24 protein-coding genes are annotated in these 26,493 nt (G+C 41.4%); 20 read left to right on the top strand and 4 right to left on the bottom strand.

All coding sequences use genetic code 11. The annotated features are described in order from the left end of the window. Positions 1-7: 7 nt before the first annotated feature. The 3 genes from PTT44_RS16125 to PTT44_RS16115 form a co-directional block, all read right to left on the bottom strand. Entirely contained in the window at positions 8-517 is a 510-nt protein-coding gene (locus PTT44_RS16125; protein ID WP_010327541.1) for an LPS-assembly lipoprotein LptE, read from the bottom strand. A 214-nt stretch (positions 518-731) separates the two neighbouring features. Further along, positions 732-3,353, bottom strand: a complete 2,622-nt coding sequence (gene leuS / locus PTT44_RS16120) for a leucine--tRNA ligase (RefSeq protein WP_168159475.1) — start codon at positions 3,351-3,353, stop codon at positions 732-734. Between the two features lie 134 nt (positions 3,354-3,487). After that, positions 3,488-3,832 carry a DUF4124 domain-containing protein gene (locus PTT44_RS16115; RefSeq protein ID WP_435781938.1) on the bottom strand — a complete coding sequence of 115 codons (345 nt, stop codon included), beginning with the start codon at positions 3,830-3,832 and terminating at the stop codon, positions 3,488-3,490. A 790-nt stretch (positions 3,833-4,622) separates the two neighbouring features. Here PTT44_RS16115 and PTT44_RS16110 point away from each other — a divergent pair. The 20 genes from PTT44_RS16110 to PTT44_RS16015 all read left to right on the top strand — a co-directional run bounded on the left by PTT44_RS16110 (position 4,623) and on the right by PTT44_RS16015 (position 25,487). Next, a complete protein-coding gene (locus PTT44_RS16110; protein WP_035327125.1) occupies positions 4,623-6,350 on the top strand; it encodes an acetolactate synthase 3 large subunit in 1,728 nt (575 codons plus the stop codon). Beyond that, a complete protein-coding gene (gene ilvN / locus PTT44_RS16105) occupies positions 6,347-6,838 on the top strand; it encodes an acetolactate synthase small subunit (protein ID WP_004697653.1) in 492 nt (163 codons plus the stop codon). The genes PTT44_RS16110 and ilvN overlap by 4 nt, the downstream gene beginning before the upstream one ends. A 105-nt stretch (positions 6,839-6,943) precedes the next feature. Further along, complete coding sequence (gene ilvC, locus PTT44_RS16100; RefSeq protein ID WP_168159473.1) at positions 6,944-7,960, top strand: ketol-acid reductoisomerase; 1,017 nt, start codon at positions 6,944-6,946, stop codon at positions 7,958-7,960. 907 nt (positions 7,961-8,867) lie between these two features. After that, entirely contained in the window at positions 8,868-9,380 is a 513-nt protein-coding gene (locus PTT44_RS16095; RefSeq protein ID WP_004983496.1) for a hypothetical protein, read from the top strand. Between the two features lie 72 nt (positions 9,381-9,452). Next, positions 9,453-10,157 carry a fimbrial biogenesis chaperone gene (locus PTT44_RS16090; protein ID WP_168159472.1) on the top strand — a complete coding sequence of 235 codons (705 nt, stop codon included), beginning with the start codon at positions 9,453-9,455 and terminating at the stop codon, positions 10,155-10,157. A 20-nt stretch (positions 10,158-10,177) separates the two neighbouring features. Continuing rightward, the gene (locus PTT44_RS16085) at positions 10,178-12,481 is read left to right on the top strand and encodes a fimbria/pilus outer membrane usher protein (protein ID WP_168159471.1); all 2,304 of its coding nucleotides are present in this window, start codon (positions 10,178-10,180) and stop codon (positions 12,479-12,481) included. Between the two features lie 13 nt (positions 12,482-12,494). Beyond that, positions 12,495-12,911 carry a hypothetical protein gene (locus PTT44_RS16080; protein WP_004983505.1) on the top strand — a complete coding sequence of 139 codons (417 nt, stop codon included), beginning with the start codon at positions 12,495-12,497 and terminating at the stop codon, positions 12,909-12,911. Between the two features lie 140 nt (positions 12,912-13,051). Beyond that, positions 13,052-14,332 (top strand): glycosyltransferase family 4 protein, encoded by a 1,281-nt coding sequence (locus PTT44_RS16075; RefSeq protein ID WP_168159470.1) that lies wholly within the window; start codon positions 13,052-13,054, stop codon positions 14,330-14,332. A 192-nt stretch (positions 14,333-14,524) separates the two neighbouring features. Then, the gene (locus PTT44_RS16070; RefSeq protein ID WP_168159469.1) at positions 14,525-15,076 is read left to right on the top strand and encodes a phosphatase PAP2 family protein; all 552 of its coding nucleotides are present in this window, start codon (positions 14,525-14,527) and stop codon (positions 15,074-15,076) included. 90 nt (positions 15,077-15,166) lie between these two features. After that, positions 15,167-15,367: a Fe-S cluster assembly protein IscX gene (iscX, locus tag PTT44_RS16065; protein ID WP_004697668.1), complete on the top strand. Its 201-nt coding sequence runs from the start codon at positions 15,167-15,169 to the stop codon at positions 15,365-15,367. Positions 15,368-15,477: 110 nt separating this feature from the next. Continuing rightward, positions 15,478-15,909, top strand: coding sequence for a nucleoside-diphosphate kinase (gene ndk, locus PTT44_RS16060; protein WP_004983508.1), 432 nt, complete (start codon positions 15,478-15,480; stop codon positions 15,907-15,909). A 122-nt stretch (positions 15,910-16,031) separates the two neighbouring features. After that, on the top strand, positions 16,032-17,267 hold the full coding sequence (gene rlmN, locus PTT44_RS16055) for a 23S rRNA (adenine(2503)-C(2))-methyltransferase RlmN (RefSeq protein WP_004697671.1): 1,236 nt from the start codon (positions 16,032-16,034) through the stop codon (positions 17,265-17,267). A 16-nt stretch (positions 17,268-17,283) separates the two neighbouring features. Further along, positions 17,284-18,084, top strand: a complete 801-nt coding sequence (gene pilW, locus PTT44_RS16050; RefSeq protein WP_004697674.1) for a type IV pilus biogenesis/stability protein PilW — start codon at positions 17,284-17,286, stop codon at positions 18,082-18,084. Next, positions 18,075-18,851 (top strand): helix-turn-helix domain-containing protein, encoded by a 777-nt coding sequence (locus tag PTT44_RS16045; protein ID WP_168159468.1) that lies wholly within the window; start codon positions 18,075-18,077, stop codon positions 18,849-18,851. Before pilW ends, PTT44_RS16045 begins: the two co-directional genes overlap by 10 nt. 18 nt (positions 18,852-18,869) lie before the next feature. Next, positions 18,870-19,985 carry a flavodoxin-dependent (E)-4-hydroxy-3-methylbut-2-enyl-diphosphate synthase gene (ispG, locus tag PTT44_RS16040; RefSeq protein WP_004697677.1) on the top strand — a complete coding sequence of 372 codons (1,116 nt, stop codon included), beginning with the start codon at positions 18,870-18,872 and terminating at the stop codon, positions 19,983-19,985. Beyond that, on the top strand, positions 19,982-21,277 hold the full coding sequence (hisS, locus tag PTT44_RS16035) for a histidine--tRNA ligase (RefSeq protein ID WP_168159467.1): 1,296 nt from the start codon (positions 19,982-19,984) through the stop codon (positions 21,275-21,277). Before ispG ends, hisS begins: the two co-directional genes overlap by 4 nt. 27 nt (positions 21,278-21,304) lie before the next feature. Next, on the top strand, positions 21,305-22,003 hold the full coding sequence (locus PTT44_RS16030) for a YfgM family protein (RefSeq protein ID WP_005401704.1): 699 nt from the start codon (positions 21,305-21,307) through the stop codon (positions 22,001-22,003). After that, positions 22,000-23,145, top strand: a complete 1,146-nt coding sequence (gene bamB / locus PTT44_RS16025; RefSeq protein ID WP_168159466.1) for an outer membrane protein assembly factor BamB — start codon at positions 22,000-22,002, stop codon at positions 23,143-23,145. The genes PTT44_RS16030 and bamB overlap by 4 nt, the downstream gene beginning before the upstream one ends. A gap of 167 nt (positions 23,146-23,312) precedes the next feature. After that, the gene (gene der / locus PTT44_RS16020; protein ID WP_004697684.1) at positions 23,313-24,722 is read left to right on the top strand and encodes a ribosome biogenesis GTPase Der; all 1,410 of its coding nucleotides are present in this window, start codon (positions 23,313-23,315) and stop codon (positions 24,720-24,722) included. 90 nt (positions 24,723-24,812) lie between these two features. Continuing rightward, positions 24,813-25,487: a 4'-phosphopantetheinyl transferase family protein gene (locus PTT44_RS16015; protein WP_171527555.1), complete on the top strand. Its 675-nt coding sequence runs from the start codon at positions 24,813-24,815 to the stop codon at positions 25,485-25,487. A gap of 31 nt (positions 25,488-25,518) precedes the next feature. On the opposite strand, the gene secF is transcribed toward PTT44_RS16015, so the two are convergent. After that, positions 25,519-26,493, bottom strand: a complete 975-nt coding sequence (gene secF / locus PTT44_RS16010; RefSeq protein WP_171527554.1) for a protein translocase subunit SecF — start codon at positions 26,491-26,493, stop codon at positions 25,519-25,521.

The following is a 26,493-nucleotide window of genomic DNA, read 5'->3' as shown; positions in this document are numbered from 1 at the left end:
TTAAACCTTACTGCTGTGCTGGTGGTAGGCGGTTCGAAGAAATCTGACGCACAATTTGCTGAGCGACATCATCTACGATGACTTGATTCAAGTAGTATTTCTCTTGGTCATCGGTGTTGACGGTTTCAACGTTGTATTGATAACTACGCGTTGCAACTACGGTTCGTGGTTCAGTGATTGGACGGCCTTGGGCATCTTCAATACGGAAGGTGACATTGAGGCGCAATAACACTTCAATCAGTTTGCCGTTCAACTCTAAACGCTGCGGTTTATAATCTAGCACGCGAAGCACATAGGCATCTGAACCACTGCTCAGCTGTACACCCGACGCACCTAAATAAATGGCCAATTTTTCATGCAATTCATCGGAGTTCTTCGGAAGCACCAAATTCATTTTTGAATAAGCAATCGGTGTTGCGCTTGGATTGGTGCCTTTTAAATGAAAGCCACACCCGACCAAGCCAGCACTTAGGCCACAAGTTAAAACAATAGCTGCCAAACGTTTGCCTAAATGCATGTGTTGTCCTCTGTTTGCTCTTTTTGATAAAAGAAAAATAATATGTCGTGATTGTATGTGCAAAGCCCGTTGACTGGCAACGGGCTTTGTTTGGGTTTTGTTTATCGTTTTCAGTTCCTTCTCCCTTAGGGAGAAGGTTAGGATGAGGGGAGTTTACCTCTCCCTAGCCCTCTCCTTGAAGGAGAGGGAACTTAAGAAGGAGTTTTAAAGCTTTTTAAACCACCAAATTCACTAATTTATTTGGCACCACAATTTCTTTCTTGGTTGGACCAGTCAAGAATTGTTGAACTTCTGGCAATGCTTTAGCCAGTGCAAGCAATTCATCTTTCGATGTATCGATAGACACTTCTAATTTGCCACGCAGTTTACCATTCACTTGAACAACAATCGTTTGCGTATTACGTGTGAGTGCAGATTCGTCTACAGTCGGGAACAACACGCTGGTTAAGTCCAGTCCAAATTCAGCCAATAAAGTCTGGCTTAAATGTGGTGCAAATGGCGCAAGTAAAGTTAAAAGTGTCGTAATCGATTCGCGAGCAACCGCAACATCGTTATCATTTTTCGCTTCAAACTTGTTGTTCGCATTTAACAGTTCCATCATTGCTGCAATAGCCGTGTTAAAGGCATGGCGGCGTTCGATGTCATCACCCACTTTTTGAATGGTTTCATGCGTTTTACGACGTAAGTCTTGTGCTTCTGTAGACAGTTGAGCAGTATCAATTGCAGAGGCAGCATTGCCTTTTTCAAGGAAGCTGGCAACCAAACGCCATACACGTTTCAAGAAACGGTTTGCGCCTTCCACACCTGCATCAGACCATTCAAGGGATTGATCTGGTGGCGCTGCAAACATCATGAACACACGTGCCGTATCTGCACCGTACTGATCAATAATGGCTTGTGGGTCGATACCATTATTTTTCGATTTCGACATTTTCTCTTGGCCGCCAACAATCACGTCTTGACCATCGCCTTGGTATTTCGCAGATAGAATACGACCTTTTTCATCACGTTCGAGGTCGATATCCGCAGGGTTAAACCAAGTTTTCTTGCCTGATTCAGCTTCACGGTAATAAGTGTCTGCCAAGACCATACCTTGAGTTAACAGGTTGGTAAATGGTTCATTGCCTTGTACTACACCTTCATCACGCATCAATTTGTGGAAGAAGCGTGCATAAAGTAAGTGCAGAATCGCGTGTTCAACACCACCGATGTATTGATTTACTGGAAGCCATGTTTGAGCAGCTTCAGGTTTAACTAAACCATCAGTAAAATCAGGAGATGCATAACGTGCATAGTACCAAGATGATTCTACAAAGGTATCTAAAGTATCAGTTTCACGACGTGCTTCGCCACCACAGCTTGGGCAAGAGGTTTGATAAAACTCAGGCATCTTGTTCAATGGGTTACCCGAGCCATCAGGTACGACATCAGTTGGTAAGACCACTGGAAGTTGCTCTTCAGGTACAGGAACCTGACCACATTTTTCACAGTTGATCATTGGAATTGGGCAACCCCAATAACGCTGACGCGATACACCCCAGTCACGTAAACGGAACTGAACTTTCGTGCTTGCAAGAGTTGTTGGTTCTAATTTCGCAAGGAACGCATCATAAGCAGCTTGGAAGTCTAAACCGTCAAATTCAGCAGAATTGACCAATTTACCCTCTTTAGAGCCGTACCATTCTTGCCATTGTGCAGCATCAAAGTCTGCATCGTCTGCACCTTGAGCATCAATCACTTGTTTAATGGTTAAGCCGTATTTATTGGCAAATTCAAAATCACGTTCGTCGTGTGCAGGTACAGCCATCACTGCGCCAGAGCCATAAGACATCAACACGTAGTTGGCAATCCAAACAGGAATTTCTTCGCCAGTGACAGGATGCTTCACCGCCAGACCTGTTGCCATGCCTTTCTTTTCAGCAGTGGCAAGGTCAGCTTCAGCCACAGAACCCATACGGCATTCTTCAATAAATGCTTTAAGTTCAGCATTATTTTCCGCAGCTTTCAGCGCCATTGGATGTTCTGCTGCAACTGCAACATAAGTCACACCCATTAAGGTGTCAGCACGTGTCGTAAATACTGTTAAGCCATCTGCATATACGTCAGGATTCGCTGAAGGGAAGGTGATATCCATCCCTTGTGAGCGACCAATCCAGTTGCGTTGCATGGTCAAGACTTGTTGTGGCCAACCATCTTTTAAGGTATCTAAATCGTCTAATAATTCTTGCGCATAGTCGGTAATGCGGAAGTAATACATTGGAATATCACGTTTTTCAACCAATGCACCTGAACGCCAGCCACGACCATTTTCAACTTGTTCATTGGCCAGTACCGTCTGATCCACAGGATCCCAGTTTACTGTTGATAGTTTACGGTAAATAAGGCCTTTTTTATAAAGTTGCACGAACAACCACTGTTCCCAGCGGTAGTATTCAGGGGTGCACGTTGCAAATTCACGATCCCAATCGACTGAAAGACCTAATTTTTTTAATTGGTCACGCATATATGCGATGTTTTCAAAGGTCCATTTTGCAGGTGCAACTTGGTGTGCAATCGCCGCATTTTCAGCAGGTAAACCAAAAGCATCCCAACCCATCGGTTGCAGGACGGTTTCCCCTTTAAGGCGGTGGAAACGACTGATGACATCACCAATAGTGTAGTTACGCACATGACCCATATGCAGTTTGCCACTTGGATAAGGGAACATCGAGAGGATATAACGACGTGGACCTTCTACAGAGTCGGCAACTTTAAAGGCTTTACGAGCTTCCCAGTCTTGTTGGACGGTAGGTTCAATCGCGCTCGCTTGATATTCAGGGTCAATGTGAGTAGTCATATACGTATGTAGAACAATGGTTAAAAAGTTTGTTGCACAGCATAGCGCAAAATGCACCTAAAAGTGAATTTTGCGCTATGTTTTGTGCAGGAAATTAAACAAGCTGAAAATAAATCTGGAACCGTACGGAATGATTAAACCGCAGGGCGGACTTGTTGGCCTTGTTGAAGTGCTTCATTCGCTTCACGTCGTTGATTTTCTAACTCAACCGCTGGTGCTGGGGCAGCGCTTGGTACAGCATTGGAGGGAGCTGGTACGGTATTTGGCATATTGGCAGGTGGAGGTGCTTCCGGTGAAGCAGCTTGTGGCGAATTTTTCCAACCATAGGTATCGACTTTGCCTTTTTTCTTTGCTGTTTTGGGTGGAGGTGTCGTGGTGTAATGTGTCGAGCCTTGGCTATCAACCCACTTATAATACGTCTTGGCAAAGCTTTGTGTGCTGCTCATAGCAAGCCCCATCCCCACCAAACATGCTGCCATTTTTGCAAACTGAATACTCATCTACCATTGTCCTTTTTATATACGTAGTCATTGGATTTTATCGGGTTTATCGTTGTCGTTATTTTATGCCAATTTTAGAGCAATAAGCAGTGTTTGATGCGTTTTTCATCTGAGTTTTTTGAAATATTTTGCAGGTCAAATCCTCAGTTTAAAGTGTGAAATATGCGTTATGACACAGTATGAAAATAAGAAGGTTGTGCTAAAACCTGATGTACAAATGCTGACCTACACTTAAAAATGAAAAAACCTGAGATAGATGTTGGATTTAAATTTGGGTGAATATCTTATTAAACTTATTTATGGGTTTTATTATGTTTTTTTATTAATAAATTCAGTGAAATAGAAATCTATTTGTTTTTGCACTAAAAAACCAAGAAAAAGCAGCTCAGTTTTGTTTGTCCGTGATGAATAAAAAATAAACGCTCTGTAAATAAACAAAAAAAAGCTAATTTTTAAACTTGACTTTAGTCACGAAACTCCTAAAAATGCTGTCTTTAGTTTTATATGCCTTTACTCGATCACCCTTCGATAAAGTGTCATTTCATGCAATGGACACGCTTTCTAGCCGAGACCGTGAACAAAGTAAAAAAATGTGTTTATCCCAACACGTTTTAGATCTCATATTGCTCAAACAGCATACAGATCAGAATTTTTTCCTATTGCTATGAAAACTAAGAAATATGTGTGCTATAACAGTGCAGACAATCAATGAATGAAACACTGCTGGTGCCTTCCACCATTGCAGTGATAAAGATTAGGGTGAATCACGTTGGAACTTTTATCTGGTGGTGAAATGCTCGTTCGCGCATTGGCGGACGAAGGCGTTGAACATGTATTTGGATACCCAGGCGGCGCAGTTTTACATATCTACGACGCGTTCTTTCAACAAGACAAAATCAATCATTACCTCGTGCGCCATGAACAAGCTGCTGGTCATATGGCAGATGCTTACTCACGCGTAACAGGTAAGACGGGTGTGGTCCTCGTGACTTCAGGTCCGGGTGCAACCAATACTGTGACTCCAATTGCAACGGCTTATATGGACTCAATCCCAATGGTGATTTTGTCGGGTCAGGTTGCGTCACATTTAATTGGTGAAGATGCATTCCAAGAAACAGATATGGTCGGTATTTCTCGTCCAATCGTAAAACATAGTTTCCAAGTGCGCCATGCCAGCGAAATTCCTTCGATTATTAAGAAGGCATTTTATATTGCAGCTTCTGGTCGTCCGGGTCCAGTTGTGGTCGATATTCCAAAAGATGCAACCAATCCTGCTGAGAAATTTGCTTACGAATACCCAGAAAAAGTGAAGATGCGTTCGTATCAACCGCCGCATCGTGGTCACTCAGGTCAAATTCGTAAAGCGATTGAAGAGTTGATTCACGCTAAACGTCCTGTGATTTATACTGGCGGTGGCGTGGTACAAGGCAATGCTTCTGCACAATTGACCGAACTGGCACATATTTTGGGCTTCCCAGTCACCAATACCTTGATGGGGCTTGGTGCCTTTCCTGGCAATGATCCGCAGTTTATTGGCATGTTGGGTATGCATGGTACTTATGAAGCCAATATGACCATGCACAATGCTGATGTGATTTTGTGTATCGGCGCGCGTTTCGATGACCGTGTAACCAATAATCCAGCAAAATTCTGTCCAAATGCCAAAGTGATTCATATTGATATCGACCCTGCGACGATTTCAAAAACCATCATGGCGCATATCCCGATCGTGGGTGCGGTAGAACCTGTCCTTCAAGAAATGTTGACACAGTTGAAACAAATGAATGTGTCTAAACCAAATCCTGAAGATATCGCTGCTTGGTGGGCGCAAATCAATGAATGGCGTAAAGTTCATGGCATGCGTTATGAGTCTGGTGCAAACGGCGTAATGAAACCACAACAAGTAGTGGAAGCGTTGGATAAAATCACCAATGGTGATGCGATCATTACTTCTGACGTAGGTCAGCATCAAATGTTTGGTGCGAACTATTACAAGTATAAACGTCCACGCCAATGGATTAACTCAGGTGGCCTAGGTACCATGGGTGTTGGTTTACCCTATGCGATGGCGGCGAAATTGGCTTTCCCCGATCAGCAAGTAGTGTGTATCACGGGTGAAGCATCGATTCAGATGTGTATCCAAGAGCTTTCGACCTGTAAGCAATATGGTCTAAACGTAAAAATCCTCTGCTTGAATAACCAAGCTTTAGGGATGGTGAAGCAGTGGCAAGATATGAACTATGAAGGACGTCACTCAAGTTCTTATATCGATTCATTGCCTGACTTCCCTAAATTGATGGAAGCATATGGTCATGTTGGTATTCAAATTGACCATGCGGATGAGCTAGAGTCGAAGCTTGCTGAAGCAATGGCGATCAATGATAAATGTGTATTTATTAATGTGATGGTTGATCGTACAGAGCATGTTTATCCAATGCTTATTGCAGGTCAGTCAATGCAAGATATGTGGTTAGGCAAAGGGGAGCGCACGTCATGAGACACATTATCTCTGTACTTGTAGAAAACGAAGCTGGTGCGCTTTCTCGTTTGGTGGGTTTATTTTCTCAACGTGGTTATAACATTGAGACCTTAAACGTTGCGCCAACGGAAGATCCGACCTTATCTCGTTTGACATTAACGACTTATGGCGATGATCATAAAATTGAACAAATCACCAAACAGCTCAACAAATTGGTTGAAGTGGTGAAAGTGGTTGATTTGTCTGAAGGTGCGCACATTGAGCGTGAGTTGATGTTGATTAAAGTCAAATCACTTGGCTCGGCACGTGCTGAAATCAAACGAACTGCGGACATTTTCCGTGCGCAAATTGTTGATGTCACCCCAACGACATATACCATTCAAATCGCGGGTACGACTGAAAAAATTGATGGTTTTATTGATGCTTTAGCAGAGAACACCATTTTGGAAGTTGTGCGCTCAGGTGTTTCAGGCATCGCGCGTGGCGAAAAAGTTTTAACCATTTAATTAATCAACACGATTCAACCTCCTTTTGAGAAAGAGGAGGATTTCATCAAACAATAAACCCCTTGATGGAATTACAGAATACCAAGCATTTTAGCGGAGACAGCAATGCAAATTTTTTACGATAAAGACTGCGACTTATCTATCATCCAATCTAAGAAAGTAGCGATCATTGGTTACGGTTCACAAGGTCACGCACACGCGCTTAACCTTAAAGATTCTGGTGTAGACGTAACTGTAGGTTTACGCGCTGGTTCTACTTCTTGGAAAAAAGCTGAAAATTCAGGTCTTAAAGTATCTGAAGTTCCTGCTGCAGTTGCTCAAGCTGACGTCGTCATGATCTTGACTCCAGATGAGTTCCAATCACAACTTTATCGTGATGTCATTGAACCGAACATTAAAGAAGGCGCAACTTTAGCATTTGCTCATGGTTTCTCTGTTCTTTATAACCAAGTAGTTCCACGTGCTGACCTTGATGTCATCATGGTTGCTCCAAAAGCACCAGGTCATACTGTACGTTCAGAATACCAACGTGGCTCAGGTGTTCCTGATTTAATCGCAATTCACCAAGATGCGTCTGGTAATGCACGTAACGTAGCACTTTCTTATGCTTCTGGCGTAGGTGGTGGTCGTACAGGTATCATCGAAACTTCATTCCGTGAAGAAACTGAAACTGACTTATTTGGTGAGCAAGCAGTTCTTTGTGGTGGTGCAGTTGAATTGGTGAAAATGGGCTTCGAAACTTTGGTTGAAGCGGGTTATGCACCAGAAATGGCTTACTTCGAATGCTTACACGAACTTAAGTTAATCGTTGACTTAATGTTTGAAGGCGGTATCGCGGACATGAACTATTCAGTGTCTAATAATGCTGAATATGGCGAATACGTAACTGGCGTTGAAGTCATCAATGAACAGTCTCGTGAAGCGATGCGTAATGCTCTTAAACGTATTCAATCTGGTGAATACGCGAAGATGTTTATTAACGAAGGTGCGTTGAACTACCCATCAATGACTGCACGTCGTCGTCAAAACGCAGCGCATGGTATTGAAGTAACAGGTGGTAAGTTACGCGCGATGATGCCTTGGATTCAAGCGAACAAGATTGTAGATAAAGAGAAGAACTAAGGTTATGATCTAGCTGATTTTAAGTAATAAAACCCTGCTTCGGTAGGGTTTTTTTATTGATCTACTATCATGTTTTATGTAGGGAAAAGCTAGTAATTAAAAAGATGTGAGTATAAATAGGGTGCTGATATGGCTATCGGTACACAGCTATAAGTTGATCTTACCCGTGTTCAAAATCGTTATAAGGAGTCAACGAGAATTCCATTTCAGTGCTAGATATATGGGCAGCATATATTGTCAAAAAATTATTGGATTAATAACGTATCAATGGGCTTTATTGCAATAAATGAAACTCTCAACAAAGTGTATTTATGCTTACGTTTGGGTTTTTAGTGTGAGATTTAGTTTTCTAAAATAGTGGGTCATGTAAATTTAAGGCTTGATTATGTGATTTTAGTTATGTTGTTCAATCACTGAAATTGGGTAAATAGCATGTGAATAAACTTTGGATTTTAGCTAGATGATCGGCCTGAATTAAAAAATTAATGGAAATATAAAGTAAAAAAAAGATGAAAAATGAATTTTTTAGCGATTTAAGAAATTATCCAACTGAAGATGTAATGAAATGTAAAAGTGAATTTCTAAAATAAAACAGAGATCTATTTAAAATATAAAAAAGCACTAAAATTGTGCATCACTGAAAGTGGTGTAACTGTTTTTAGGGATTTATAAAGTTAATTAATAAATAAAATATAAATAAAAACATTATTTTAATTTTATTTTTTTGGAGTTTTAAAGTTGGTCCTCTATTTGAGTGAAAAAGGGTGCATAGGTGGTTTTTTGTACAGAACAATTAGAATAAACACACACTTAAGAAAAGCTTGGTAGCCATGCAAGGCCCAGTTTGATTAAGGGTAAACACCATAACAATTAATTTGGTTTAGAAGAAAAATCTCGGAGAATAGCTATGAATAAAATACTTCAAGCATCACTAGTTGCAACACTATTAGGTGCAGGTTCTACAGCCCTTTATGCAGAGGATGATACAGCATCACGCCCTAGTTATAACTGGGGGAACTGTACTTCTCTAGGTTGTGAAAAAGATATTCCTATTAAATTAGAAATCCCTAAAAAATGTGAAGTGCTTGGCGGTAGTGCCATTACGCTGAATAAAAATGGTGGAACACAAAGTTCAAATTACACTGTACGTAGTAATACGCACTATACACTTAACATTCAAACAGCGAACACAGGTACAAGTGCAAGTACTTATGTTAAACATGAGGACGATGGCAGTGTTCGTGTACCAACAACAATTGTTACAAATAAAACAGGTGGCGGTGTAATTCCATTCGGTAATTCAAATCATAATGGTCTAGCTGACGATCAATATTCTGTTTCGGTAACTAATGCAGCAGTTGGTGCATTCCAACGTGCGGGTACATATACTGATACTTATCGTATCAAAGTCTATTACTAATTTTTTACTAAACCTAACTTGATCACAGCATCAGGTTAGGTTTTTTTATAAATTATAATAAGGCGGTGTAACATGAAAAAAATAATAGCGATTTTGGTGTCTTCGATGTTTTATATGTCGGTATCAAATGCTGGTGTTTCAGTTGATCCAGTCCAAATGTATATTCAAAATCCAACAAAACAAAGAACCACAACACTTACCTTAGAATCTAAAGATGAAACTGAGAAGAGAATTTTTGAAGTAAAAGCATTTAAGTGGACGCAAAAAGAAAATGGCGAAAACGTACTGGAGCCTGATAACTCCTTAATTATTAATCCTAAAAACTTTATTTTGCAGCCGAATGGTAAACAGACTATTCGTGTGGGCTTTAACCGTCCCATTGAGTCTATTTTAAGTGGACAGCAAGAAGGTACATGGCGTGTGATGGTTGATGAGATTCCGCAGGCAGTGAAAGAGTCATCTGTGAATTTTCTTGTAAGTTTTAACTTACCACTCTTTGTTGGAAAGCAAGAAGATATACAATTGAAATTTAATATAGAAAATAATAAGCTAATTGTTAAAAATGTGGCGAAGTCACATCTTCAAATTGCAAATTTGAAGATTGTCGATGCTAATAAAAAAGAAGTTTTTAAAACGGAGACTATGAGTTATTTGCTTGCAAATAAAAGCACGTCTTATGATTTAAACAATACACGAATATCAAATCCTAAAAATTATTATGTTCAATTGTTTACTGATAAGAACGATAAAATGGTGGAACTCAAATTCTCGGATTAGTCTGAGGTGGGGAGTTTACGATGAATACGAAAATAAGAATACTTATCGTTATTCATATTTTTTTTGCACTAAATGTGAATGCCAGTGAAGCTGTGCTGGAAGAAAATATTGCAAATTTATGGATTAATGATTTAGATCATCATACGGATGTTGCCTTATTAAAAGAAGGCGATCAATACTATATTGAATGTAATATACTGGCAGAACGTCAAATTACAACAAGCCAATTAAAAACGCTCTCCTCTCGGCCAGAGTTTTGTTCAGTATCATCAGGAGTAATTCAGTCAGCGTTTGATGACACATCACAATCCATTAAATTGACTATTCCTACAGACTCTTTTGAATCTGATTTTAATAACTTAAATGGAAGTGTTATTCCAGAAAAAGCCAGTTTTGGTGGTTTCATAAATTATGATTTTCTTTATGCAACTAGTAATTCTAATAACTCATATAGTGGACTTATGGAGCTAGGGGTTTTCAAAGATTATTGGATCATGAAAAACTCGATGTTGTATCAGAATACCCCCACTGATGAGCGGGTGGTTCGCCTGAGTAGTAGTGTCGATTTTGAATTTCCTAAACATATGACCCGCTTAACGATAGGGGATACTACAACTACATATAACCCTTTGATTAATTCTTTACGTTTTGCAGGTTTAAATTGGGGGACGAATTACACTGAAAGACCAAATTTTGTGTACTGGAATATGCCAAGCTTACAAGGGAGTGCGCGCGTTCCTTCTACTGTTGACTTATATATAAATGGCGTAAATATTTATAATCAAAAGGTGAGCCCTGGTGATTATAACTTACTGATGGGGGCACAAATCCAACAGGCAGGTAATGCGCAAATTGTAGTTGAGGATGTACTCGGGAATCGAAGTGTACAAAGCTTTCCTATTATGGTGACCAATAGACTATTACGATCTGGTTTGAATGAATATAGTGTTGCAGCAGGTAAACTTCGTTATAACTATAATTTGGATAGCAGTGATTATAGGGACTTCTTTGTGAATACTTATTTTCGCAGAGGTATGTCAAACTCAACTACGTTAGGAAGCAATTTATCTTACAGTAAAGATATACAAAATATAGGGTTCATGTGGACACAGGCGATTAGTAATATTTTTGTTCTCGATAGTGTTGTTCTTGCTTCTCATGATGATGAAAACCAATTTAATTATTCCTATGGGATATCCGCAAGTAAAGACTTTGGTCGATTTTCAATGGGGGCAAGTTCAAAATATACAGAAAAAGATTTTAAATTTTTAGGAGATGAGTTAGGTGCCAATTCTAACTATCCGAAATTTGAAAATCTTGCATATTTTGGTATGAGTAATGTGCCCTATTTACATAATCTAAATATTAACTATGCAGAACAAAAATATTATGAAAATCCTGAGTTTCCTAATAGTAACCAAAAGGTAATAAATGTTGGGTTTAATCGGAATTTTGGTCGTCGAATTTCATTTGGTTTAAGCTATTTCAACTCTTTTGGTGACAGGAAAGACTCAGGCGGCATTCTTTCACTTAGCTACAGTTTTGATAATAAGTCCGTTTACTTTAGTCAATCAGCAGACCAAAATACAAACCTCCAGTTGGTGAAATATGATTCCAATCAAGTCGGTTTCGATTATTCTCTTGGAGTAAACCGTCGTAGTGAAGACACGATGTTTAACTTTAATGGTGTTGTTAAAACAGATGTAGGAGATTTAGATTTCTATCATGTGCAAGGTCGTGAAGATCGTGAATCACAGTTAAATTATCGAGGAGCAGTTGTTTGGTTGGGTAATAAAATCAGTTTTACTAAAATGGTTGATAACGCATTTACTCTAGTCAAAGTAGGGGATTATCAAGATATTGATATTTTAAGATCGCTGACCTATGTTGATAAAACTAATAAAAAGGGGTATGCCTTTATTCATGATGTTATTCCTTATGTTAAATACGACATTGCATTTGATCAAAATCAACTACCTATCGAAGATAAAATACAGTATTCAAGCAAACAATTAACAGCTTTAAATCAACGCGGCTATATCATCAATTTCCCAGTATTCCATGCGAAACAAGTCACTGTTAAGCCAGTAGATAGTAACAATCGGTCTTTTGCTGCTGGTTCAGAGCTTTATATTGATAATAATGGTGAAGGAGAGGTTTATCCGATTTCTACCGATGGTAGCGTAACGCTTTATGGTTTGATTCCGGGAATATATAAGATACAAATTAAAACTAAAGAAGCACGCAGTTGTTCGGCAGAACTTACAATTACAGATACTAAGAATGATGACAACTCATCAGTACTGGATCTTCAGTGTAAATAAATGGAGTAGAGCCATGAAACTGAACATTATTATACTGCTGTTTTGTGTGGCGGCTACCCCAATAGCTTATGCAAAACAGTGTCAAATTGAGCGTTTAACTTCAAGCCAGTTGAATCTAAGTTCATCGTATCTTAGTCAAGCTGCAACTTCTTTCTCAGTGGCTTGTGATAGTAATTACGCGATTAAATTCAATTCGCGTAATTTAACTAATGCAACAGGGAGTAGTTATTTAGTCAATGAGAAAAACTATAAATTGAGAACTCAAATGAATATTTCAGGAGCAAGTGCATCACGTTGGAATAGCCCTATTGCTCAACCAGCAACTGAGCAAAATAAGTTTGTAGTCTTGGTGCAATTGATGGAACGCCCAACTGCCTTAACCCCAGCAGGTGTGTATAAGGATAGCTTGTATATTAATTTGATGTTTTAAATTTTAGGTCTTTAAACTATTAATATGTAAAAAGATACCTACTAATCATAGGTATCTTTTTATTTGATTGCATTCATTATCATAAAACTGTCAAAAAGTTTAACTAAACTTGGACCAAAATAAGAAAAGTTTGGAATAACATGATCGGTTCAATGACAACAAAATTATTCAAACAGCACAATTTCCCAGAACCTCAGCGATTTTATCTCAAGCAACAACATCAGCATAATATTCAGCAAGAGCTTTTTATCCTTCAAGAAACACTCAAGCCCAAGTTAAAAATAACCATCGTGACGGAAACATGGTCACCAGAAATTAATGGTGTGGCGAACTCTTTGTTACAACTGTGTAAAGGTTTGCAGACACTGGGACATCGTATTCAGCTCATCCGCCCAATACAAAAAACTATATGTACTGACTTTCAGGTAGAACATGAGTGTTTGGTCTGGGCAAAAAGCATTCCTAAATATGCCGACATGCAATTTGGTATGCCACAGTATGTCAAAGTCAGCAAAGCGATTGAACGCTTCGCGCCAGATGTGGTCCATATTGTGACGGAAGGTCCTCTAGGGCTGACCGCACTGTATGCTGCTCAAGCGCATCAGATTCCAGTATCAAGTGGATTTCATTCAACTTTTCATGACTTTAGTCGCTTCTTTGATTTGGCTTTACTGGTTAAACCGATTGAAAGTTATCTTCGCTGGTTTCATAACCATACGGTACTCACCTGTGTGCCGAGTCAAACGACGTTAAATCAACTCCAGGCCTTTGGTGTGACTTGTCCTTTGGTTGAGGTTGGACGAGGAGTCGATACAACTCGCTTCCATCCAGAGTATCGCTCAGAACAATTGCGTCAGCGTTGGCAAGCAGATGCCAATACTTCTGTGTTGCTATATGTGGGACGTTTATCTCCGGAAAAAGAAGTCGATGTGCTCATTCAAAGTTATTTGAATATCAAGAAGCAGCAATCACGCAAGTTGAAAATGGTGATTGTGGGAGATGGGCCAGATCGCAAGCGCTTAACTGAGATGGCAAATGGCTCAGATGTTATTTTTACGGGAAGCTTAACAGGGCAGTCACTCGCTCAAGTCTACGCCAGTGCAGATGCTTTTGTTTTTGCTAGTCAAATAGAGACTTTTGGTAATGTGGTACTCGAAGCCATGTCCAGTGGCTTGCCCGTGGTGGCCTATAACTATGCCAGTCCGCAGCGTTATATCAAGCAAGGTATAACAGGGTGGTTAAGTCCTTTTGGACAAGTGGCACATTTTATGCAGACTATTATTCAACTGCCAGAGCAAAAGGTGCTTAGATGTATGGGAACTCAAGCACGTCAAGATATTGAAAGTGTAGGCTGGCAGTATCCTGTGAAACAGTTTGAGCAAGCCTTATATCATGTGGCCAATATTAAGGCAGCACCTTAGCCAATAGCTGTTTTAAAAGTGTCAGTGATAAAGATGAGTTGGGTAATTTTGATGAGTTTTAACTTAAATCATCAAACTGTCAAAAACACCCTTTAATATGAGCTTAACGAGAAGCGATTTTGATGAATTAAATCGTCATATAACAATGATTTTCCAGCTGAACTTTCAACATTGTTGTTAAGGAGAAGTGGTATGAATCTTAAAACTGCAAAAATAAGAATATTAGATTTAGATTTAAAAGGCTGTGTTTATCTCAATCATTTTTCCCATTCGCATACCGTAGCCAATTTTTTTAAGCGGATCAGTCGATTGGGAGATGGCATCTTTTGGTACACGATGTTGGCTTTAACTTGGTTGTTGCAAGGATTGGTCTACAGTTTACAAATCGTGTATTTGGTTCTTGGTTCATTGTGCGGGACTTTAATTTATAAAGTCTTAAAAATCAAAACTATTCGCCCAAGACCTTATCAAGTGCATCAGGTAATTCGAATGGGTGAGCGACCGCTTGACCATTTTAGTTTTCCTTCTGGTCATACTTTACATGCGGTGATGGTCAGTACGTTATTGGGCTTTGTACAGCCAATTTTATTGGTGCTCATGTTGCCTTTTACTATTTTGGTTGCCGCGTCACGCATGATTTTAGGGCTACATTATCCAAGTGATGTGTTGGTGGGAGCGGCTATAGGTGCGGTGGTAGCTGTTACTTTAATTTGTAGTGCACCATTTTTAAATATCGTGTTGTAAAAAAGCCCAATTTTATCCCAAACAAACTAGCGCTTAAATTTCAGAGTTTGCTACAGTACAGCATCTTCTACATTGTTATGAGACTCCACCATGGGCTTACGTTGGTCAGACACTATTGATATTGCTATTGAGTTGTATGAAGCTCATCCAGATGTCGATCCGCAGTGGATTCGCTTTACAGACTTACATGCTTGGGTGTGTGCCTTACCAGACTTTAGTGATGATCCGACCAAGTCGACTGAAGGTTTGCTTGAAGCAATTCAAATGGCATGGATTGACGAAGCACGATAATCCTTGCATCGAAAAAAGCAACTTTTTACAGAGTAAAAGCAGAAAATTGTGCATTATGTCGGTATAATGCGCCAAAATTTTCATGTCTACATTGACTTAAGGAGCCAATCATGGCTATTGAACGTACTTTATCTATCGTAAAACCAGACGCAGTTGCTAAAAACCACATCGGTGACATCTTTGCTCGTTTTGAAAAAGCTGGTCTTCAAATCGTTGCAACTAAAATGAAACACTTGACTCAAACTGAAGCTGAAGGTTTCTACGCAGAGCACAAAGAACGTGGTTTCTTTGCTGATCTAGTTGCGTTCATGACTTCTGGTCCAGTTGTTGTTTCAGTTCTTGAAGGTGAAAACGCAGTTCTTGCTCACCGCGAAATCCTTGGCGCAACTAACCCTAAAGAAGCTGCTCCAGGTACTATCCGCGCTGACTTCGCTGTAAGCATCGACGAAAATGCTGCTCATGGTTCTGACTCTGTAGCATCTGCTGATCGTGAAGTTAACTACTTCTTCGCTCAAACTGAGATTGCTCCACGTACTCGTTAATTCGAAGTATTTAAACCAGATAAGTGTTATTATACTTATCTGGTTTTTTTATTCCCTGAATAAATTTCTGCTCGTTTATTGAGCTTCTCCTTTCATCGTTAGACATGGTTTAGGTAATACACATGAGTACTGAAGTGGTCGCTGTCTCTACAGTTTCGGCTGAACAGCAACAATCTCCATCCGCTCCTGCACAGCAAAATTCTGTTGCGAAAGTGAACTTACTTGGCATGTCACGTCCGCAGCTTGAAAAATTCTTCGAAGATATGGGAGAAAAAAAGTTTCGCGCAGGACAGGTGATGAAATGGATTCACCAGTTTTTTGTGACTGATTTTGCAGAGATGACCAATATCTCAGGCAAGTTACGTGAAAAACTTGAAAAACTTTGTGAAATTAAAGCGCCAGAAGTGGTGCATAAAAATTATTCTAAAGATGGTACGCGTAAGTGGGTGTTTCGTGTTGGTGAGGGCGAAGGTTCTTTGGTTGAAACCGTATTGATTCCTGCTGAACATCGCAGTGGTTTGCGCCGTACTTTATGTATTTCATCTCAAGTAGGCTGTGCACTGGATTGTTCATTCTGTTCAACCGGTAAACAAGGCTTTCAGCGCGACTTAAACCCAGATGAAATTATTGGTCAGCTATGGGTTGCAAACTATTCTTATATGGAAGATGTGCCTGTGGCTGAGCGTGAGCGCTCGGTGACCAACGTCGTAATGATGGGGATGGGCGAGCCATTACTGAACTATGATGCTGTATTGAGCTCAATGCGTATTATGCTTGATGACTTTGCTTATGGTATGTCTAAGCGCCGTGTGACCTTGTCAACTTCAGGTGTGGTGCCGAAAATTGATCAATTGGCACAAGATATTGATGTTGCACTGGCAATCTCCCTACACGCGCCAAATGACGAACTGCGAAATGAATTGGTTCCAATCAATAAAAAATATCCATTGGCACAACTTATTGCAGCATGTCAGCGTTATATTGCTAAAGACGGTAATGAAAGTGCGCGTAAGCATGTCACGATTGAATATGTGATGTTGGATGGGGTGAATGATCATCCTGAGCATGCACAGCAGATGATTAAACTGTTGAAGAACTTACCAAGTAAAATTAATTTAATTCCGTTTAATCCATTTCCACATGCGCCTTATGGTCGTTCAAGTCGCAACCGCATTATTTCTTTCCAAAAAACTTTGTCTGACGCCGGATTTGTGTGTACGATTCGTCAAACGCGTGGTGATGATATTGATGCTGCCTGCGGACAATTGGTTGGTCAAGTGGCTGATCGAACACGTCGTGCTGAGCAGTGGAAAAAGAAAGTAGCAGAGAAAAACGAGATTCTACGTTCACAAGGATAATATAAGGGGATGCCAATTGAAAAAACCCGTTTCTAAACTTTACCTTGCGCTGACACTGGGTGTGTCAGTGTGGTACTTGGTGGGTTGCCAAACCGTGAATACGAAAGGTGACCCAAGTAAAGCAGTACAAGTTAGAACGCAATTGGCGGCTGAATATATTAAGTCGAATGATTACGATGCTGCGAAACGTACATTGGATCAGGCATTAGATATCGACTCTCGTGATGCATCTGCAAATATGATGATGGGGGTGTTGTTACAGCGCGAAGGCAGTCCGCAAAATGTGGAAAAGGCAGAGCGTTATTTTAAGCATGCAATTGCGGCTGAGCCAAAAAATGCACAGGCTCGTAACAACTACGGTACGTATTTATATCAAATTGGGCGTTATAATGACGCGATTGATCAACTTCAAGTTGCAGGTTCAACTTTAGGGTATGATCAACGTTATCGAGCATTGGAAAATTTAGGTCGTGCGTATCTACAAGTAGGTCGAGTGGCGGAAGCAGAAGCTGCTTTTAAACAAGCCCTACAGGTAAACTCAGGTGCCTATCTTGCCATGATCGAAATGGCGGAAATTTCATATTTACGTCAGCAAAATGCTGAAGCTACGCAGTACTATGAACAGTTTGTGCGAGCGGTTGGCGAGAAAAACTTAGATGCACGTGCGCTTTGGATTGGGATCCGAATTGCGCGAGCAAATCATGACACGATGGGTTCGCAAGTACTGGTCAACCAGTTACGTGCATTGTATCCAGACAGTCAAGAATACAAACGTTATTTGCAATTACAGTACACTACTGAGGCCGTATGGAAGTAAATCCTAATTCACCACAATCGAATGGTTCTAGCAATGCTTTAGGAAATATCCAACGTCCGGGTGATTATCTTCGTCAAATTCGTATTACGCAAAAACGTGAATTAAGCGACGTTGCCAAAGAGTTGAATATTCCACTCAAGACTTTAACTGCGCTTGAGCAGGATGAATATACGGCGCTTCCAGAAGCAACTTTTATTAAGGGTTACTATCGTACTTATGCGAAGTTCCTAAAAGTGGATGCTACTACGATTATTCAGCGTTTTGATGATATCTATGCCAATGATACGGGGCTATTGCCAAATCATGCATTGAATAATTCACCGATTAAAATCATGGGTAAATTACCTGGCTCTAACCGTGACCGTAACCGTAAATGGTTGAAACGTGGACTGATTGCGATTATTGTAATTGCGATTTTGGCAGCGTTGTTCGGCATGATTCAGAATTGGTCAGGCAGTACAGATGAGGCTACGACTCCGCAGACTGAATCTGATGTACAAATCATCAATATGAATGGGGCTGCTGCAACTACAGGGGATCAGTTGAAACTTGAGTTCAATCGTCCTACGTCTGTACATATTGTCGATTCAACTGGGAAAGTACTGGCAACAGGGCGTCAAGCCTCTACACTTGAGCTTGCTGGCGAGACACCTTTTCAAATTCGTATCGATGATGCCGCTGCTGTGTCACTCAGCTTAAATAATGAAAGTATTTCATTGTCACCATATACCGTCGGTGGAAAAGCAGATTTCCGCTTGTCACGTTAATGGGATCAAGGAAAAGCAATGATTGTAAATCCAATTAAACGCAAGCCTACTCGCAAGATTCGTGTAGGTTCGGTCTATGTCGGTGGTGATGCACCTATCAGCATTCAAAGTATGACCAATACTGAAACTTGTGATGTGGAAGCAACGCTGGCGCAAATTCAGCGTTGTGCAGATGTGGGTGCGGACATCATGCGTGTTTCTGTACCGACGATGGAAGCGGCAGAGGCTTTTGGTGAAATTCGCAAGCGTTCATCAGTGCCGTTGGTTGCAGATATTCATTTTGATTACAAGATTGCACTGCGTGTTGCAGACTTGGGTGCGGACTGTTTAAGGATTAATCCCGGGAATATTGGCTCTGAAGCTAAAATCCGTGAAGTGGTAGCTGCAGCGCGCCATAACGATATTTCTATGCGTATTGGGGTGAATGCAGGTTCACTGGAAAAAGATATTCAAAAGAAATATGGTGAGCCAACTGGTCAGGCTTTGCTTGAATCGGCGATGCGTCATATTGATATTCTAGACCGTTTAGATTTCCACGAATTCAAAGTCTCAGTGAAAGCATCCAATGTGTTTTTAACCATGGACGCTTATCGCCTACTTTCACAGCAAATTGATAATCCGTTACACCTGGGTGTAACGGAAGCTGGGATTTACCGTACAGGTTCAGTGAAGTCTGCGATTGCATTGGGCGGTTTGTTATTGGATGGCATTGGTGACACCATGCGTATTTCCTTGGCAGCGGAACCTGAAGAAGAGATTAAGATTGGTTTTGATATTTTAAAGTCACTCAGTCTTCGCTCAAATGGCATTAACTTCATTGCTTGTCCAAGTTGTTCACGTCAAGAGTTCAACGTGATTTCAGTGATGCAAGCCTTAGAAGAGCGTTTAGAAGATATTCGTACCCCAATGGATGTGTCGGTGATTGGGTGTAAAGTGAATGGTCCGGGTGAAGCCAAAGAAGCCGATATTGGTGTAGTTGGTGCAAGTCCACGTTCACTGGTGTATCGTAATGGTGAAAAGAGCCATTTAATTGACACAAATCAGTTGGTTGACGAAATCGAAACGATGGTTCGTCAGCGTGTTTCAGAGCTTGAAGAAGCTAAATCTAAAGAGATCATCCGTAGTTCATCATGAGTTCAATTGTCGCAATCAAAGGTTTTAATGACATTCTTCCTACGCAAACACCAGCGTGGAGACGTCTTGAACAGCATCTCGCATCATTGATGGATGCGTATGGCTACCAGCAAATTCGTTTGCCTATTGTTGAACAAACCAATTTGTTCAAACGCTCAATTGGTGATGCAACGGATATCGTTGAAAAAGAAATGTACACCTTCTTGGACAAAGGTAATCCGCCTGAGTCTTTGACTTTGCGTCCTGAAGGAACAGCAGGCTGTGTACGCGCCATGCTGGAGCATAACTTGCTTCGAGGTGCGACGCCTCGTGTCTGGTATATCGGGCCGATGTTCCGTTATGAAAAGCCGCAAAAGGGTCGTTACCGTCAGTTCCACCAGTTCGGCGTGGAAACCTTTGGTGTCGCAACCCCAGATATGGATGCTGAGCTGATTTTGATGACAGCACGTCTATGGAAACGCATGGGTGTGGCAGATAAAGTTCAACTTGAGTTGAATACTCTCGGTGAGTCTGATGAGCGTGCAGCTTACCGTGCGGCATTGGTGGAGTTCTTAGAATCACATAAAAATGATTTAGATGAAGATTCACAGCGTCGTTTAACCACCAACCCACTACGTATTCTTGACTCTAAAGATGCAAAAACCCAAGCCATTTTAGAAAATGCGCCGAAGTTGCATGACTTTATGGGAGAGGAGACACTACAGCATTTTGCCACTTTGCAGCAGTATTTAACCGATGCAGGTGTGAGCTTCGTGATTAACCAAAAACTGGTGCGTGGCTTAGATTATTACAATAAAACTGTATTTGAGTGGACCACCACGCATTTAGGTTCACAAGGCACAGTCTGTGCGGGCGGTCGTTACGATGGCTTAGTGGGTCAGCTTAAAGGCAAGGCAGATCAGTCTGTACCTGCAGTTGGTTTTGCGATGGGCATGGAGCGTTTATTGTTGTTGCTTGAGCAAGTCGAAGACGCTACACCTGTACGTGACTGCGAAATGTTTTTATTGGCAGATCCCGCTTCTCAAGGCAAAGCTTTGGTCCTTGCAGAACAAATTCGTAACCAGTTAGATGCTGCATCAAGTGCGCTTCGTTTGAAAGTTGGATCACATGGTTCAATGAAGTCGCAAATGAAAAAAGCGGATCAGTCTGGCGCATTGTTTGCCCTCATTTTGGGTGAGCGCGAGGTGGAAGCTGCTCAGTTTGCCGTAAAAGAGTTGGCGACAGCTGAACAAACTTTGGTTGCGGTGGATGACATCGTGCCATTTATGATTGAAAAATTTTCTTCAAAATAAGCCAAAATATAAGGAAAGGGTAGTCACATGAGCGCATTAAGTGATGAAGAACAACTTGATAGTTTAAAGTCTTTCACTAAGAAATATGGTTCAGCCATTATTAGTGGGATTTTAATTGCGCTGATTGCCTTTTTTGGATGGCAATACTGGCAGAAGAAAACTTTGGCCGAGAACCAAATGAACACGGCTAAAGTTCAGCAATTGATGGATGAAGCACGTGCAACGCAAGGCGATGCATTTACAGCCTTGTCTGCAACTGCGGACAAAATTGTGAAAGAAGCACCAGATTCGGCGCAAGCCATTCAAACGCAATTGTTAATGGCAAAATTGGCCTATGACAAAGCGGATTATGCCAGTGCTGAAAAAGCGTTGAAGAAAGTTGAAAACTCGAAAGTGGATGACGACGGCTTAGTGCAAATTGTGAAATTGCGTTTAGCGTATGCACAATTGGCGCAAAAGAAGTTTGATGATGCGATTAAAAACCTCGCATTGGTAAAAGATCCTGCTTTTAAAGCGACAGCCGATGAAGCTTTGGGCGATGTCTATGTGGCTAAAAATGACATCGAAAATGCGAAAAAAGCCTACCAAAGTGCATGGGATCAGTTGGTTGAACGTAAACAAGAACGCCAAATTTTACAAATTAAACTCGAAAGTGTTGGTATTTTAGTTGATGATCCTGAAATCGAACGTCCACTTATAGAAACAGCAGCGGAAGAAACTGAATGAATAGAAAATACAAAATTTCGTGCGCATTAACCGTATTAACTTTAGCACTTGCGGGTTGTGCAAGTAGCGGAAAAGTAGAAGAAGTTAAGCCGAATCCACTTCCAAAACTGACGCAGGCGAAAACCCTGACTCCTGTATTTTCTCAAAGTGTGTCTTCAACTTCGACTGCTGATCCTTTACGTTTACGCTTAGATGCAGACAACGGTGTAGTTTTTGCACTTGACCCTAAAGGTCTAGTGACGGCATATCAAGGTAAACAAAAACTATGGCAGAAAGAAGTATCTAAAGCCGGTTTGAGTTCAGGCGTTGAAGCTGCCGATGGTCATGTCATTGTAGGTAACGCCAAAGGTCAATTGTTTGCTTTAGATCAGGCAACTGGCGAGCAAAAATGGACAGCACAATTAACAGGTGCACTTCTTGCGCCATCGTTGATTCAAGCTGGTCGTGTCATTTCTGTCAGTAATGATGGCACTGTTTTTGCGCATGATTTGGCAACAGGTCAGCAAGTGTGGACTTATAACTTACCAAATGTACAACTTAGCTTACGTGGTAATGCAGCGCCTGTTCCTGTTGATGCGCGTACAGTGCTGATTTCTTCAGCTAATGCCTATGTTTATGCTTTAGATGTGCTTACAGGCGTGCCACGTATGCAGCGCCGTGTAGCTGTGTCGGATGGTCGTTCGGATATTCAACGTTTGAATGATGTTGATGGTGATCCTGTAGTGGCAGGTCAGTACTTGATTACGACTAGCTATCAAGGTCAAGTGACCATGACAGATTTGGCTTCACAGCAGGTGGTGTGGAGTGAAGACTCAAGCAGTACGCAGCGCCCTGAAGTGGTGGGTAATGGTGTATTTGTGGCGCAAACTGATGGCAAGTTGGTGGCTTATGAAATTAGCACGGGTCAAAAGCTTTGGGAAAATGACAGCTTGCTGAACCGCCAATTGAGTAATCCAGTGATGTTGGGCCAAGATCTGATTGTTGGTGATTTGGATGGCGTATTGCACATGCTGAACCCTGCGACAGGTGAACTGATCGGTCGTGCGAAGACGTCTGGCGAAGTGCGTACGTTACGTGTGATTAATGATCAGCTCTATGTTGCGACACGAAAGGGTGCATTAAGCATTTGGCAGAATCGTTAATTCTGTTCGACTTATGTTAAACTAGTCGAAATTCGTATTTTTTAAATTCCTCGGGGTGTTTGCTTAGTCAAAACCCCGAGTTTTTATTCAGGTTTTTCACCTAATTTTCTTCCAGTTTCTGATGTTCAGACCAGTCTCACTGGCTGATCTTGAATAAAGGTTAATCTATGAAACCCGTAATTGCGCTCATTGGTCGTCCGAACGTCGGAAAATCAACGCTATTTAACCAGATCACCAAAAGCCGAGACGCGCTTGTTGCTGACTTTGCCGGTCTGACTCGTGACCGTAAATATGGTGATGCTGTATTTCAAAATAAGTCTTTCATTGTGGTTGATACTGGTGGTATTGGCGAAAATGAAGGCGGTATCGACTCTTACATGGCAGAACAGTCTAAAACTGCCATCAATGAAGCCGATATTATTGTCTTCGTCGTCGATGCACGCGCAGGCCTACTCGCATCGGATGAGCAAATTGCGCGTGAGCTACGTACACTCGGTAAGAAAGTTTACCTTGTGGCGAACAAAGTTGATGGTGTACATGCCGAAGCTGCACTTGTTGAATTTTACAAGTTGGGTATGGGCGAACCCATGCAAGTGGCTGCGAGCCATGGTCGCGGTGTGCAGCAAATGCTTGAAGATGTGCTTTCAAGTGTGCCTGAAGATGAAGATGCAGATGAGCACGACAAGAACACAGGCTTACGTTTAGCGATTATTGGTCGTCCAAACGTCGGTAAATCGACGCTAGTGAACCGTTTATTGGGTGAAGAGCGTGTGGTTGCATTTGACCAACCGGGGACAACCCGCGACTCGATTTATATCCCGTATGAACGTGATGGTCGTCAGTACACCTTAATCGATACTGCAGGTGTGCGCCGTAAAGGTAAAGTCGATGAAATGATTGAGAAGTTCTCAATTGTGAAAACGTTACAGGCGATTAAAGATGCCCATGTTATCGTGGTTGTACTTGATGCACGTGAAGGTGTGGTTGAGCAAGATCTACATTTGATTGGTTACGCGCTTGAAGCGGGCCGTGCGATGGTGATTGCGATTAACAAATGGGACAATATGTCTGAGTATGATCGCAAACAATGTAAATTGGATGTCGATCGTCGCTTTGACTTTATTCCTTGGGCGAAAGTGCATTTGATTTCTGCATTGCATGGTACGGGTGTGGGGGATCTATATCCATCGATTCACCGTGCTTATGATTCGTCACATTTGAAAGTTTCACCTGCAAAAATCACACAAATTTTAAGTGATGCTACGGATGCGCACCAACCGCCAATGGTCGGTGGTCGCCGTATTAAAATGCGTTATGCCCATATGGGTGGACAAAATCCACCTACGATTGTGGTGCATGGTAACAAAGTTGATAAAACGCCTGCGGATTATCGTCGTTATTTAGAAAACGTATTCCGTAAAGTGTACAAACTTGAAGGTACGCCAGTACGTATTGAGTTTAAAACCTCTGAAAACCCATTTGAAGGACGTAAATCACAGGTGGATGAACGTACAGCAGCGCGTAAGCGTCGTTATGTTCAGAAATTTAAGAAAGCTGAGAAGAAATTCAAACGCTAATCAGGCATTAAGGTTTTGATGCTGAAAAGCCCAAAGTGATCTTTGGGCTTTTTTATTTTATGATGCATGAAACTATGATAGGAAGGCAAAGTGGCAAGGACAATACGTGTTGAGCTGAAAAAGATTGAGGACATTGTGCTGGTGGATCACAACCTGTCACGTGTTGAGCAAATTGCACAGCGAAAACAAGCCATTTATCAATATCGCAATCAATGCTTATCCGAACAACGGCAGATGATTGTGGATGATCACTCCATTGCGTTGAGTGAGACAGGTAAACCTTATTTGCTTGATCAGCCTTCCTTTCATTTTAATCATAGTCACAGCCAAAATTACTATGCTTTAGCTACCAGTGAGCGGATGCAAGATCTAGGCGTGGACGTGGAAGAATTAAGCCGAAAAGTACGCTTTGAGGCTTTGGCTAAACATGCTTTTCACGTAGAGGAACTTCGCGTGTGGCAACAGTATGATCAGGACAAAGCATACTGGTTTAAGGTCTGGACCACCAAAGAAGCGGTGCTTAAAGCCTCGGGTTTAGGCATTCGTTTAAACTTAAATGAACTGAATACCCAAGCACATCCAACGCATAATGGCGGCATGTGTAGTCATCCGCTGATTGGGAGTTTTGCCTATCAAAATTTTGAGTTGGGAGATGTGATGTTGACCGTGGCTTGGCGGGCAGAACAGTCCTGCCGTGGCTATGCGTTGCCTCAGATTGAGCTGGTACAACACCTTCTCACCGACATAAAAAAGCCTCTCGATTGAGAGGCTTTCTTTTTCACACTATGGTGTGCATTTATGGAATTTCATTTTCTTCTTCAAACTCAGGCTTCACTTGAACAATGAAGTCTTGACGGTTTAAGCCACGCCATAAAGCAAAAGCTGTACCGATGTAGATTGAAGAGTAAGTCCCCACAAAGACGCCCACAAACATTGCAACGGAGAACCATTTAAGGCCATCACCACCAAGAAGCATCATTGAGATCACTACCAACAATAAAGTCATTGAGGTGTGAATGGTACGACGTAGGGTCTCAGTTAAAGCGATGTTAACGATCTCTAAAGGCGAAGCGCCACGAATCTTACGGAAGTTTTCACGAATACGATCCGAAACGACAATGTTGTCATTCAATGAGAAACCAATCAGAGCCAGAATTGCAGCCAATACAGTTAAGTCAAATGGCCACTGCATCATGGCAAAAATACCGATGGTGACCACCACGTCATGGAACAAAGACAGTACTGCACCCATCGCCAGTTTGAATTCAAAGCGAATCGTTACGTAGACCAACATCAGCAGTAACGCTAAAGCCACAGCACCCGCTGAGCGAATGTAGAGTTCATTACCGACTTGCCCACCCACTACATCAACCTTGTTGACCGAAGCTGAGTTACCCGGTAGCTGTACAGCTTGGGTAATGGTTTTGGTTAAGTCTTCTGCGGCTGTGTCCTCTTGTACAGGCATACGCACAATCAAATCACGATCTGAACCAATGGTTTGTACCACAGGGTCATGAAAGCCAGCTTTGGTTAGTGCAGCAGAGACATCGGCTGACTTCACGGGTTTGCTATAGTTTAGTTCGGCAGAAATACCACCAGTAAAGTCCAAACCTAAGTTAAGACCCTTGGTGAAAATAAAGAATAGGCTGCCGATGGTTAAGACAATAGAAAGAATGGCTGCAGGCAGCGCAATCTTCATAAAATCAATCACACGTTCATCATCTGGACGGCCGTATTTTTTTGAATCTTGTTGAGTCACATCAGTCATCAT

Origin of the sequence: Acinetobacter sp. Gutcm_16 (assembly GCF_028649355.1) — a bacterium.
GTDB classification, from domain to species: Bacteria; Pseudomonadota; Gammaproteobacteria; order Pseudomonadales; family Moraxellaceae; genus Acinetobacter; species Acinetobacter johnsonii.
The sequence above is the reverse complement of the archived record's forward strand: the minus strand, read 5'-3'. Positions and strand labels throughout refer to the sequence as shown.

Bases quoted from the DNA above. Each gene is read 5' to 3' on its own strand.
- rlmN (WP_004697671.1), top strand. From the start codon at position 16,032: ATGAGTACTGAAGTGGTCGCTGTCTCTACAGTTTCGGCTGAACAGCAA.
- PTT44_RS16125 (WP_010327541.1), bottom strand. From the start codon at position 517: ATGCATTTAGGCAAACGTTTGGCAGCTATTGTTTTAACTTGTGGCCTA.
- PTT44_RS16085 (WP_168159471.1), top strand. From the start codon at position 10,178: ATGAATACGAAAATAAGAATACTTATCGTTATTCATATTTTTTTTGCA.
- der (WP_004697684.1), top strand. From the start codon at position 23,313: ATGAAACCCGTAATTGCGCTCATTGGTCGTCCGAACGTCGGAAAATCA.
- secF (WP_171527554.1), bottom strand. From the start codon at position 26,493: ATGATGACTGATGTGACTCAACAAGATTCAAAAAAATACGGCCGTCCA.
- bamB (WP_168159466.1), top strand. From the start codon at position 22,000: ATGAATAGAAAATACAAAATTTCGTGCGCATTAACCGTATTAACTTTA.
- leuS (WP_168159475.1), bottom strand. From the start codon at position 3,353: ATGACTACTCACATTGACCCTGAATATCAAGCGAGCGCGATTGAACCT.
- PTT44_RS16075 (WP_168159470.1), top strand. From the start codon at position 13,052: ATGATCGGTTCAATGACAACAAAATTATTCAAACAGCACAATTTCCCA.
- ispG (WP_004697677.1), top strand. From the start codon at position 18,870: ATGATTGTAAATCCAATTAAACGCAAGCCTACTCGCAAGATTCGTGTA.
- PTT44_RS16080 (WP_004983505.1), top strand. From the start codon at position 12,495: ATGAAACTGAACATTATTATACTGCTGTTTTGTGTGGCGGCTACCCCA.
- PTT44_RS16045 (WP_168159468.1), top strand. From the start codon at position 18,075: ATGGAAGTAAATCCTAATTCACCACAATCGAATGGTTCTAGCAATGCT.
- PTT44_RS16090 (WP_168159472.1), top strand. From the start codon at position 9,453: ATGAAAAAAATAATAGCGATTTTGGTGTCTTCGATGTTTTATATGTCG.
- PTT44_RS16030 (WP_005401704.1), top strand. From the start codon at position 21,305: ATGAGCGCATTAAGTGATGAAGAACAACTTGATAGTTTAAAGTCTTTC.
- ndk (WP_004983508.1), top strand. From the start codon at position 15,478: ATGGCTATTGAACGTACTTTATCTATCGTAAAACCAGACGCAGTTGCT.
- PTT44_RS16115 (WP_435781938.1), bottom strand. From the start codon at position 3,832: ATGGCAGCATGTTTGGTGGGGATGGGGCTTGCTATGAGCAGCACACAA.
- ilvC (WP_168159473.1), top strand. From the start codon at position 6,944: ATGCAAATTTTTTACGATAAAGACTGCGACTTATCTATCATCCAATCT.
- iscX (WP_004697668.1), top strand. From the start codon at position 15,167: ATGGGCTTACGTTGGTCAGACACTATTGATATTGCTATTGAGTTGTAT.
- PTT44_RS16095 (WP_004983496.1), top strand. From the start codon at position 8,868: ATGAATAAAATACTTCAAGCATCACTAGTTGCAACACTATTAGGTGCA.
- PTT44_RS16070 (WP_168159469.1), top strand. From the start codon at position 14,525: ATGAATCTTAAAACTGCAAAAATAAGAATATTAGATTTAGATTTAAAA.
- ilvN (WP_004697653.1), top strand. From the start codon at position 6,347: ATGAGACACATTATCTCTGTACTTGTAGAAAACGAAGCTGGTGCGCTT.
- hisS (WP_168159467.1), top strand. From the start codon at position 19,982: ATGAGTTCAATTGTCGCAATCAAAGGTTTTAATGACATTCTTCCTACG.